Annotated in this window: 8 protein-coding genes; 5 read left to right on the forward strand and 3 right to left on the reverse strand. The window is 54.0% G+C overall.

Translation table 11 applies throughout. The features are described from left to right. Positions 1-84 precede the first annotated feature (84 nt). Genes AC1DY9_RS15495 through AC1DY9_RS15505 form a run of 3 tightly spaced genes read right to left on the reverse strand, consistent with a single transcriptional unit; the run spans position 85 to position 2,192 of the window. Positions 85-858: a metallophosphoesterase family protein gene (locus tag AC1DY9_RS15495; protein WP_477666978.1), complete on the reverse strand. Its 774-nt coding sequence runs from the start codon at positions 856-858 to the stop codon at positions 85-87. A gap of 39 nt (positions 859-897) precedes the next feature. Next, a complete protein-coding gene (locus AC1DY9_RS15500; RefSeq protein ID WP_477666979.1) occupies positions 898-1,707 on the reverse strand; it encodes a hypothetical protein in 810 nt (269 codons plus the stop codon). 29 nt (positions 1,708-1,736) lie between these two features. Next, positions 1,737-2,192, reverse strand: a complete 456-nt coding sequence (locus tag AC1DY9_RS15505; RefSeq protein ID WP_477666980.1) for a hypothetical protein — start codon at positions 2,190-2,192, stop codon at positions 1,737-1,739. Positions 2,193-2,462: 270 nt separating this feature from the next. On the opposite strand from AC1DY9_RS15505, the gene AC1DY9_RS15510 reads away from it, so the two are divergent. From AC1DY9_RS15510 to AC1DY9_RS15530, 5 genes are all read left to right on the forward strand, one after another. Continuing rightward, the gene (locus AC1DY9_RS15510; protein WP_477666981.1) at positions 2,463-2,810 is read left to right on the forward strand and encodes a helix-turn-helix domain-containing protein; all 348 of its coding nucleotides are present in this window, start codon (positions 2,463-2,465) and stop codon (positions 2,808-2,810) included. 820 nt (positions 2,811-3,630) lie between these two features. Then, positions 3,631-5,010, forward strand: a complete 1,380-nt coding sequence (gmtY, locus tag AC1DY9_RS15515; protein WP_477666982.1) for a gamma-mobile-trio recombinase GmtY — start codon at positions 3,631-3,633, stop codon at positions 5,008-5,010. A 65-nt stretch (positions 5,011-5,075) separates the two neighbouring features. Further along, positions 5,076-9,089, forward strand: coding sequence for a gamma-mobile-trio integrase GmtZ (gene gmtZ / locus AC1DY9_RS15520; protein ID WP_477666983.1), 4,014 nt, complete (start codon positions 5,076-5,078; stop codon positions 9,087-9,089). Further along, complete coding sequence (gene gmtX, locus AC1DY9_RS15525; protein WP_477666984.1) at positions 9,073-9,729, forward strand: gamma-mobile-trio protein GmtX; 657 nt, start codon at positions 9,073-9,075, stop codon at positions 9,727-9,729. The genes gmtZ and gmtX overlap by 17 nt, the downstream gene beginning before the upstream one ends. A 107-nt stretch (positions 9,730-9,836) precedes the next feature. Further along, the gene (locus AC1DY9_RS15530; protein ID WP_477666985.1) at positions 9,837-11,165 is read left to right on the forward strand and encodes a YifB family Mg chelatase-like AAA ATPase; all 1,329 of its coding nucleotides are present in this window, start codon (positions 9,837-9,839) and stop codon (positions 11,163-11,165) included. Positions 11,166-11,207: the final 42 nt, after the last annotated feature.

The following is an 11,207-nucleotide window of genomic DNA, read 5'->3' on the forward strand; positions in this document are numbered from 1 at the left end:
AGAGAGGGAGCTGAGACAGTTTTTTTTTAGCCATGAGTGGCTCCGGATGCAGTACCCCGTCGAAGTCAAGAAAGAGAATCGGGCTCATGGCGGCGCGTTCTTGAAAACATCCAGGTATTTTTGCCGGAAGTCCCGCTGCGCATCCAGCTCTCCGGGGACGATCACGGTGGCGTTTCCGTCCGCGTTGATGGCGGTAATACCCCGCAAGCCAACGCCGAAACTCCTGAAGCCCTGCTGGCCCCATCGATCGGAACTGTCCAGGTTGTCGTGGTGGTGCCCATGCACTGTCAGCTTGACTCCCATGCTCTGCGCCAGGGTGTCCAGGATGTCAAAGCCGTTGTGGTGATAGCCCGGCGCTTCGTGGGTGATGAGGACGTCCGCCTGCATCAAGGACAAACGATCCAGCTCGTCTGGATAAATGCTTGACCAGTGTTGGCGCGGCACGCCACCCTGCCACCGATCTTGCTGGGGCGTGACCTTGACATGCTCCCTGCGGTTGCGGAACTTTGGTGGGGTAGGCAGGCTGGGATACCAGACGCCTTCCCGAAATACGCCACCCAGGCCGGCTATCCGAAGGCCATTGGGCAAGGCCACCACCCGGCCGTCGAGATTTCTATCCGCCAGCTGGCTGCCCCAGAGGTGATTCCAGTTGCGCTCGCTGTCGGTGTCGTGATTGCCGTGGATGTACCAGAGCTTGTCGGAAATCGGTGCCAACTCCTCGTGCAGCGGCCGCACTGGCTCCATGTCCCCCAGCAATATGACTGCTGATGCGCGCAACTCGTCGGCAGTTCGCAGGATATGGCCAAACTGCCCGTGCGGGTCGCCGCAGAACAAAACGATTTCGCCAGGGGATTTCACAGCACTCTGGACTCCCGCGGAATCTGGGGTGACCTTCGACTACTGCTTTGGAAGCGTGGCACCGACACGCCAGCTCGCCATTTCTTTATAGGCGTCGGGCTTGCCCTCATACGCCTGGTCGACCGCAGCCTGAAGGGTTTTCACCCAGCTTTGGAGGTGGGCAATGAACTGGCTCTTGATGGGATCGGCTGCAATTTCCGATTTGCTCCACCCACCGGCGAAGCCTTCGGAATCCGGAAAGATGTCAAAGGTCACGTCAAGCTTCTTTGAGTTCATGCCGTCTCGGAGAACCCCAACACGAATGGCCTGTTTCTGAAGAGGTGCTGCATTTTGGGGTTGCGTGATGTCGGGCGTCGCTCCGGACTGGTATTTGTTAACGGAGACAAATGCGCAATTGGTGCCGCGGGTGAACGTCGGTTGTTCAGCACTCAGCACGACGCCGTAGATGTCCTGCGCGCCGGCGCCCCCGCCACACGGGGTTGGGTTCGTCCAGGAAGTGTGCTTCTTGTTCTCGGCGTGGGAAACCCGAACGCTCTGAACGTCACGCACTACACCTTTCTCCATGCGCACGAAGTTGGTTCGACTGACAACATACTCACCCGTGCTTGGGTTGTCCTTATTCAGCAAGCCTTTGGACGGCGTCGCAGACAGGAGCGTCCAACCCTCGCCCGGCAACCAGATGGGGTAGCCGCCGGCCGTCATGGTTGCGGTTTGGGGGATGCCGGCCGTCGCATCGGCTGACGCTCGATGTTCTGTGCTGTTGGAAACGTACAGCTCCTCGGCTGTGGCGGAAAACGAAGCAGCGCCCAGTAGCGCAACGGCAATGCGGGTTTTGAAGAATTTTTTCATGTGGATGTTTTTTGGGGGGCAACGCAAAGTTATTGCGGCAAAGGAAAAGTGTGGTGGAGAACTTTTTTGCGCAACCGCTTGACTGGTGTGGCTAGCATCGAGTCGGCATACGTCGCACCCTCTGCCGTTTCGTAAATATCGGCTAACTGACCATGCTCCGACGGCTCTTCAGCCCGCCAGACCGCCCGCAAAGGTTCCATCTTCCATTGGTTGGTGCCGTTGAAGTGCCCCGGGGTGACGATGAATACCGAGTCAAGCTGGAGGTGGCTTGCCACATCCAGCTTCGTCAATGCTTCCACGTCCGAAATGTTCGATATCAACATCGTTCGGCTGACTCGGAAGGAGTCATCGTCAATGGAATCTGGTTGACTGATCGACACGAGGAACCATGGTCGCTGGAGGGCAAGTTCCGCGGCCCACCAATGAGTCAGTCCATCCCCAAAAGGGTTCAGTGGCGCCTTGTGCTCTTTGTAAGTAAGGAACATGTTGAATTCATGGGGTTTCGACTGTATAGATAGCCGGCTTCGGGAAGGTCTCGCGCTCGAAGACAGCGCCATATGCCGAATAGATTCGCTGGCCGGCAGGACGATGACCGTTACCGCTTCGAGGCTTGGTCCATGGGCGGCTTCGACAAGGTCTGAGAGAGCATGTTTTCAAATGCAAATATAGATGTTGTTTGTTGATTATCAACAAATTAGATCATTCTACATAGAGCGTCGATTGTCAACACTTTGATACGAATCAAAGGATGTGATGTGCGACGTAAGAAAAAAAGGGAATTTCCTGAAGACTTTCGACGGCAACTGGGTGCCGCTATTGCAGAGCGGCGCAAGCTCGGCAAGCTGACGCAAGACGATCTTGCCGGTTTAGTGGAAGTGGATGCGGAAACAGTTTCCCGGTTCGAGCGCGGCATTTCCATGCCTTCGCTTGAGCGCCTATGGGTCATTGCGGATGCGCTTGATGTCGGCATTAGTGATCTGCTGACGGCAACAAGCGCGTTACCGAACGATCAGGCTCGCAAGCTTGCGACAATCATGGAGGGACTTGTGGCCGCTGATCAACGATTGTTGATGGATTTTGCTCAGCTACTTCAAAAGCGATAGTTGGACGCACCGTAACCAAAAGAAGACGCGAAGGGGAGTTGCCCGTTCTACCTTTCGATTGAACCTGTCCAGGTATGTCGATTGGTCAGCCGTATGGTGCTGGCCAATTCTTCGCGGCGCAGAGCCTCAGCTTTCAATCGCTTGTGCTAGATCGGGATTGCCAGCAGTTGAATGACTGGGATGGCCGAGGCGAATGAAAGCATGTGCCTGCGAAACTCCTGACTAACCGTCTAGGCGGACTATGTCCTGGCGCTATGGGCATAATTTTCATCCGCCAGCAAATTCCTCCATCGCGCGAGTCCTCTTCGTACAAGTATCCGCAAAAAAAACAGATATCTCATAGCTTTTCTAAGCTCGCAGAACCATTCTGGGTGGTCACGTCGGATAAGACAAAAGACAACAATGTAAGTGTGCGATGGTGCTGGGTATATACATGGCACCATTCCGCTAAGTGATTCTTTGTAGTCCCAAAAAAAGCCTAGAAATATTGAATTCGCTAGGTCAGAATTTGCTTGATGCACAGCTCTTTAAGCAGAAAAGTTCTGAGATTCTTCCGGCAAGATTTTCTCAATCTGCGGACCCTCCCTAAGGGTTCCTCCGTCGAAGATTCTTCAGTTGCGATGTCATTTCTTCGCGAAGACTCGGGTCACGAACAACCAAACTTAACAGGTGGTACCCGGGCGAGCATTGTGACGCATGGCCTGAACATTCTTGGCCTTGAATCTAAGCACTACTACTCGATGAGTAGCTGGAAGTTGGGGGGTGCACCTTGGGCGTAGTGATAGAAAGTCAATCACAAGCAGAAAATGCTCTTCAGCCAATGGCGCTCACACGAGTGCGGGCTAGAGTTCTGACGGATCAAACCGGAGCATGGGTTGAAATTCCGGTGCTGCTGACGCCGTATGGTGTTCTCGAGCCACTTCTGCAGTATTGCATCGACTTGTCTCACGTAAAGAGCTTCACATGGATGAACAAACTAATCAGAGCAGTGAAGCTCTTTATTCAATACGCTTCTGTTCACCCAGCTGACCACAACCGCCGTACGCTGTTTCGCGGTTTTGCTCAACGTCTTTATACAGGGACCTTCGGAAAAGGCACGGATCCTAGCAATCTATGTTGGCGGCCGGCAAGTCATGAAGTTGCAGGATATTCCATCCAACTACTTTCGGAGTTCTTCGAACACATAGGGACAGGCGAGAGCCTCAATCCTCGGCGAGATGCTGGACGATACGACCGGTTTATTGACCAGTGTGCATATCAATATCGACGAGACAGGAGTTTTTTGGGCCATACGTGGGCCCCTATTGATGAGCAGCCAAAAAATAGAGCGGTTCGCCCAAAGAGGCCATTGGTTATTGATCGTTACGAACCTCCGAGATTCCCCGAAGACCGGTTGATGGACTTGCTTTTCAAGGGCTTTAAGGTGGGATCGCGCCAGGACTATCGCGGCATGCTTATAACCTTGCTGCTGCACGGGGCTGGGTTCCGCAGGTCGGAGCCATTTCATCTGTATGTGTCAGATGTGATGCTGGATCCTGAAAATAGAGACAGAGCACTCGTCCTAATCCACCATCCATCTCGAGGAGCGGCACCCCAGCACAACAGGGGCAGTCGTGCGAAAGTGCCACCGGACCGCGCGACATATCTAAGAACTCATTGGGATCTAGATCCGCGACATCATATTCTTGGAGCAAGCCATGCTGGCTGGAAAGGTGGTGCGCACGAGCAGGAATTCGACAGTATTTTTTTTCGTGCCTACTGGTTTATTCCTCAATTTGGTGAATTGTTTCTGAAGCTATGGCGTGAGTATCTAAAGCAGATCGTCCATTTAAATCGCAGCCATCCTTTTGCATTTGTCAATCTGCACGGCGGCGAGATAGGAAACCCCTACAACCTCGGACAATTCAGTAAGGCACATGCAGCGGCATGCCGCCGTATCGGCCTGGAAGTTTCAAAAGCTAAAGGCACTACACCACATGGTCACCGGCATGCCTTTGGGCAAAGATTGGAGGAAGCCGGTATCCACCCAGAAATTAGGCGTCGCATGATGCATCACGCATCACTGGATAGCCAGGAGGTCTATATGCAACCGTCACGTGCCAAGATTCAGAGCGAACTGGAAAAGGCCCAATCACGTTTGATTCAGAAAAATCCGCCGAAATGGGTTACTGACCTAGATTCGGCGAGCGACTCGCTCTAGGTTAAAGAGAAATCAGCATGGCTAGGATCTATGGGGAGTTCACACCGGAACTACGCAAGACTGCAATGGAACTCGCCAAGAAGGTTGGTGTAACGTCTGCAGCACTTGAGATGGGAATCAGTAAGTCGGCCGTCCATAAATGGTGCGCTGAGAACGGCGTTCATCTGCCGGAAAAAAGGCGTACGTATTCCGCCGAAGAGATGGAGCGAGCCGTACGGTTGGCGGTAAAAGAAGACGATGACCACGCGGCTCTAGAGCTTGGTATTCCACACTCTACCGTGCAAGGTTGGCGGGTAAATGTGCATGGCATTAAAAGGCGTAAGTACTCAGCTGATGATAGAGAACGAGCCGTGCAGTTGGCGTCTGAAAAGGGCACTGAGTTCGCCGCTATAGAAGTTGGTGTTTCATACGCCACCTTGAAAAACTGGCAAAGGAAAGTACACGGAACAACACAGCGCAGTTACTCCGTCGAGGAGATGGAACGAGGCGTGCAGTTGGTATCTGAAAGAGGCCTTACGTTTGCGGCTGTAGAACTTGGTATTCCAAACCCTACATTGAAATCATGGTTCAGAAAGATACACGGCTCTAAAGGGGTTACATACTCTGTCGAGGAGATAGGGCGGGCCGTGCGGATCGCCTCAGAAAAAAGCGTTGAGTCTGCGGCTGCAGAACTTGGTATTCCTTACCCTACCTTGCAAGCTTGGTGCGTAAATGCAGGCTCCTCAAGAGGCCGCAATTACTCCGTTGAGGAGAAGGAACGAGCCGTGAGGTTGGCATCCGATAAAGGCATTGAGTTCGCAGCTCTAGAACTCGATATCTCATACTCTACTTTGAAGGGTTGGTATAGAGAGGTACACGGCTCTAGAAAGACTAGGTCCTCGGCCGAGGAGAGGAAGCTGGCGGTGCAATTGGCAGTTGAAAATGGTGTTGATTTCGCTGCCTCGAAACTGAATATATCAAGTATTAATTTAAGGCGATGGATCACAAAAGTACACGGGTTAAAGAAGCCTAAGTACTCCGCTGATGACAAAGAAAAGGCTGTGCAGTTAGCGACAGAAAAAGGCGTTAGGTTTGCGGCTCAAAAACTTGATATCCGGCCATCTACATTGAGGAATTGGTACGTCAAGGTGTATGGCACGCAATGGGATATATACAAGTACAGCGCCGAGCAGAAAGAGGCCGCGCTCAACCTTTTGAGGCAAAACGACGGAAATGCTCCGCTTGTCGCAAGTCAGACAGGTATGAGAATTGGGGCAGTCGAGCAAATCTGGGCCGCGGCGCATCCGAAAGCGGTCAATACCTACTCCGCAGCGCAGCGTAAGGCCGCCGTTTCACGCGCAGTTGCGGTCGGCGCAGTGAAAGCGGGACTGGAATTGGGAATCAACCCTTCCACCATAAAAAATTGGCGCACTGCGGCGAGAGAAAAAGGTGAATTGCCGGTCAGGCGACGAGTCAACGATCACGCAGACATTGAACTTGAATGGGTATCTCGAGAATATCCTGAACTCGAAGTGTGGCGCGGTCACGCATTGATATGGCTTAGTGTGTGTACGAACAATATTGGGTTGCGCCTACGCGGATTGCGCGTTTTCTTTAGAGACTATTTGCTCGGGCTGGTGAAGCCCGAACATGGACTGCTCACACCCGCTGAGTTCTTTTCTCGTGGACTGGTGCTGCCGAACTTGTTCAAGTTGTGTTGTCGTGACTCAAGCTACGGGCGTGGGCTAAATAATGTGGTGCATGAGTTTCTGCAATGGCTATTGCTTGAGCAATTCAGTCTAGAGGACGACTATGGCCGATCTGTCGTAAGCCCGGCTTTTCATAACCCAGTTTCACATATTCAAGGCTTCAGCGATAAGAGAGAAGAAAGTGTCTATTCGCCGCTTCCTTATGGTTATGTCGACGAGTTACGCAGCATGCTCGCGCAGGGGCCTAACTTTAGAGATTGGAAGCGTGCGCAAAGCCTTTTCTCCAAAGATGCAGATCTTGATCAAAGAGGAGTTCGGGGATCTGACTGGTATCGCGTCTCCGAAGAAAAAATTGACACATCCGATCCAGATTGTGTTTGGCGGCATCGGAGTCGTCCGACCGATGCGACGCCGATTTTAGAAATGTGGTCCCCTGTGCGTTGGGTCGCATTGCTTACCAAAATGATTCTTCCACTTAGAACATTTCAAGTGCGCATGTTGGATTCCGGCGAAGCTGACACTTGGCGATATTCTGAGGGACTTTGGATACCCAATACCAACTCGCTCAGAGGAGGGAGTGAAAGAAAGCCGCTTGAACAAGGTGTTTTTCGTCGATTGAACTCCAGTGAAATGTTGATGCGGGACGATATGAAGAGTGGGACGGAGCTGTATATCAATACCAACAAAACCAACGACATTGCCAAGAGCGGTGCCGCTAAGGGTTACTCCATGCCGTGGGTCACGTTGGGCTCCCTCCACAATGATGTCTATTACTGGCTAGAGAAGCTTCGAAACTGGCAAGAAAAGTACAACCCAGTGCGCAGTAGGACTTCGTGGAACGACTTGATCCTGGGCCGGCATCTTCATGCTAAAAGTGATGTGCAGCTAGCGTCCTATCCGGATGCGTGCTTCCTCTTCAGGCTTGCAGAGGATAAAAATGGTGAACGCAACCTTCCACTGGCAGCGTTCATACTTGATTTGCCCTGGTACTTCCTGCTGCGTTCCTTCCAAGAGCGTCTGGCGAAACGCGGCGAGCGTCATGCTGACGGTAGTCCAATCGTTCTGGTATATCCGCGCGAAGCCTCACCAGAATCCGGGAAGAAGGATACAAAGCAAGACGTCAGTGGCGGGAATCGAAGGAGAACGTATTTCCCGCTTCACAGTCTTCGGGTTTCCATCATCACTTCGCTTGCCATTGACGGAGAGCTTCCATTTCCGATTCTGCAAAAACTAGCGGGCCATAGCCGGCTTCTTATGACGTTGTATTACACCAAAATCAACGGGCAAAGAATGCAGGCTGAGATCAACAAAGCAACAATTCAAATGGAGCAAAACAAACAACGTAGCATCATTGAGTTTCTGCGTCACACCGAATACCAGGAATTGGTGCGTCAAGCAATCTGCAACAGTGAAGCAGCTCTAGGCGCCGCTATCCCCGAGCATCCAGCCGCTCGAAACCCGGCCGGATGGATGCTTATGCATCACGGCGCATGTTTGGTAGGCGGGAATACAAGCCCCTTGGAGGACACCAGCGGTATTGGGGGGTGCTACAACGGTGGGCCGTGTGTGAGGAATGCTGGGGGAGCCTCTATACATGCGCCTGTGTCTGGTGGCGCTCGCAACTGCACCCGTTGTCGATGGTTCGTCACAACACCTCCATATCTTGCCGCGCTGGTGGCCCATGGCAATGTTATAGGCTACCACCTCGACCGCGCTAGAGATGAATGCGCGAAACAGGAGCGGCTCCTTTCTCAAATGGTTGGCGAGCGAGCAGATGCCGAAAATCGTGGTGCAGCCTTTGAAAAGGTGGCTGCAATGATTGAAGTGGAGAGACTCTTGGAGTCCGCCGCAGCACGGTTCAATGATCGCATCGATGACTTTGCAGCTTGCTGGCAGTTAATTCAGCGGTGCCGTGATGCCCTGAATAAAACTGACGAACTGAAACCTAAGTCGGTTCTGGTTCTTGGTGGCAGTGTTTCGGATTTTGAGGTTGCAATTAAAGATACCGATTCCGAACTTTTGCAATTGTGCGTAGTCTGCGAAACGGTCGAACTTTATCCAGATCATGGCACTGAGGACATTGCCATCATTCATCGCGGACAGCTACTTGATGCCGCACTTTTAAATGAAAATATCCGTCCTGTGTTTTTGACTCTCAGCAAAGAGGAGCAGCTGAAGGTTGGCAACGAGTTTGTACGAAACTTAGCGCAGATTTGCAATCCGCAATCTTGGCATAGTGGTCGCGATGCTGTCGTTGCGGCTATCGACAACAAGATCAAATTGTCGACCCTGTTGGGTGTCGATATCGAAAATATCCTGAGTGCATCCCTGAGCAGTCAGCCAGTTCAGCTATCGCTACCAAAACGTATCGGTGATGACAAAAAGAATTGAGCCCCAGGAGACGCTAGACGGCCTGCTGGCACGGAAGCCCCGGCCGGAGCGTATCAAAAATCTCAGACTACTTCATGAGATTTGTGCAGTACAAGCCAAAACAAGTTTTGACTTCAGCCTCGCCACAATCGGGAAATTGTCTGAGTCCAGAGGGGGTATCTCATATCGAGCGCTATACAACGCTTCTTCGTCGGACTATCGGTCTTTGATCGCAGCCTGGCAGGAGTGGTGCGACCGATCAGGGCTAAAACCGAAGCACATTGAAGCTCGAATCACAGACTCGCTCCTTCTCAAAATTGATGATCCGGCTGTTAGAGGACTGATCCAGGGGGTGCTAAGCGAACGCGATCGCTTAAGGGCTGAACTGAACTTGCTCAAATCCTCGACAATTTTGAATATTGATCTGCGCGCGGCCCCTCAAAAGCCTCCCCCAACTCAAAACGCCACGCCGACCTCACAGACCGTCTTTCCCCTTACAAATTCGGAGCGAGACGCACTCAGCAGGGCTGTTTCTTCCACTTTTCTTGCCGAACAAGGCTGGGCTCAAGGAGCTCTCGGTGAGGTCAAAACTAGTTCGGGACGTTTAATCTATTGGCACGGCTACGTCACGGCAATAAAGAAGACGCTAAATCAAACCTAATACTTTTGGGTTCATTCGAGAATTCAGCGCAATACACCGATTCGATACATAGCTACTTACTTGCCGCGCCTCTAAGGAATAGTAGCGGTGCGCGATCGGTGTATATATTGGAGTCGAGAGGCGCGCCCGGCCGGTTCGACCTGCCCATCGCGCTCGGCATCCTGGCGGCCAGCGGCCAGATCGACGCCCGCAAACTGGAAGGCTATGAGTTCGCCGGCGAGTTGTCGCTGGGCGGCGACTTGCGGCCCATTCGGGGAGCGCTTGCCATGAGCCTCGCCCTGGCGCGCCCGGAACGGCTGGCCGCCGAGAAGCTGCCGAAGCTGGTGCTACCGGAGGCCAGCGCCCAGGAAGCAGCGTTGGTCCCCGGCGCCGAAATCTTTCAGGCGCACCATTTACTCGATGTGGTGAGGCAATTTTTGCCGGGCGACACCCCGATCGAAGCAGGGGAAGGCTGGTCTCGCGTCAAGCCGATCGTGCCTTCGGGGCAGTCCCCGTATCCTGATCTGGCCGACGTCAAAGGCCAGGCGGCGGCCCGACGCGCCCTGGAAATTGCCGCGACCGGCGGGCACAGCGTACTGATGATGGGCGCCCCAGGCTCCGGAAAATCCATGCTGGCACAGCGCTTTGCGGGCCTTCTGCCGGCCATGACCACCGAAGAAGCGCTGGAAAGCGCAGCGGTGGCGTCATTGGGCGGCCGGTTCACGCTGGACAAATGGGCGATACGCCCCACCTGCGCGCCTCACCACACGGCCAGCGCCGTTGCGCTTGTCGGTGGTGGTTCCCCGCCGCGGCCTGGTGAAATTTCCCTGGCGCACCGCGGCATCCTGTTTCTGGATGAACTTCCGGAGTTTCCGCGGGCAGCCCTGGAAGCCCTGCGTGAACCGCTGGAGTCCGGCACCATCACCATTTCGCGAGCCGCCCAGCGCGCCGAGTTCCCGGCGCGCTTTCAGCTGGTTGCAGCTATGAACCCTTGCCCCTGCGGTTACCTCGGCTCGAGCTTGCGGGCTTGCCGTTGTTCGCCCGAACAGGTGTCGCGTTACCAGGGCAAGCTCAGCGGCCCGCTGCTGGACCGCATCGACCTGCATGTTGAGGTGGGTGCGCTCGCAGCCGATGAACTGGTCAACGCGGCGCCGGGCGAGGCCACCGCCGTTATCAGGGCCCGGGTTGCCACGGCACGTGATCGTGCTATTGCCCGGCAGGGCACCACCAACCAGGCACTGGAAGGCCAGGCCATTGATGCGCAATGCCAGCTCGATGACGCGGCCGCGAAATTCCTGAACACAGCAGCAGCGCGGTTAGGGTGGTCAGGCCGCAGCATTCATCGCTGCCTGAAAGTGGCCAGGACGATTGCCGACCTCGCAGGCGCCCAGGCCGTCCAGGTCGTCCACGTCGCGGAAGCCGTGCAGTACCGCCGGGCGCTCAAGGCAGCCCATTGACCGCCGCCGCACAACCGCGCGAAGGCCTGTTAATTTCAAACG

The organism is Polaromonas sp. P1_F6 (assembly GCF_056405695.1).

Coding starts and splice junctions, on each gene's coding strand:
- AC1DY9_RS15500 (WP_477666979.1), bottom strand. CDS start 1,707: ATGAAAAAATTCTTCAAAACCCGCATTGCCGTTGCGCTACTGGGCGCT.
- AC1DY9_RS15505 (WP_477666980.1), bottom strand. CDS start 2,192: ATGTTCCTTACTTACAAAGAGCACAAGGCGCCACTGAACCCTTTTGGG.
- gmtY (WP_477666982.1), top strand. CDS start 3,631: ATGGCGCTCACACGAGTGCGGGCTAGAGTTCTGACGGATCAAACCGGA.
- gmtZ (WP_477666983.1), top strand. CDS start 5,076: ATGGAACTCGCCAAGAAGGTTGGTGTAACGTCTGCAGCACTTGAGATG.
- gmtX (WP_477666984.1), top strand. CDS start 9,073: ATGACAAAAAGAATTGAGCCCCAGGAGACGCTAGACGGCCTGCTGGCA.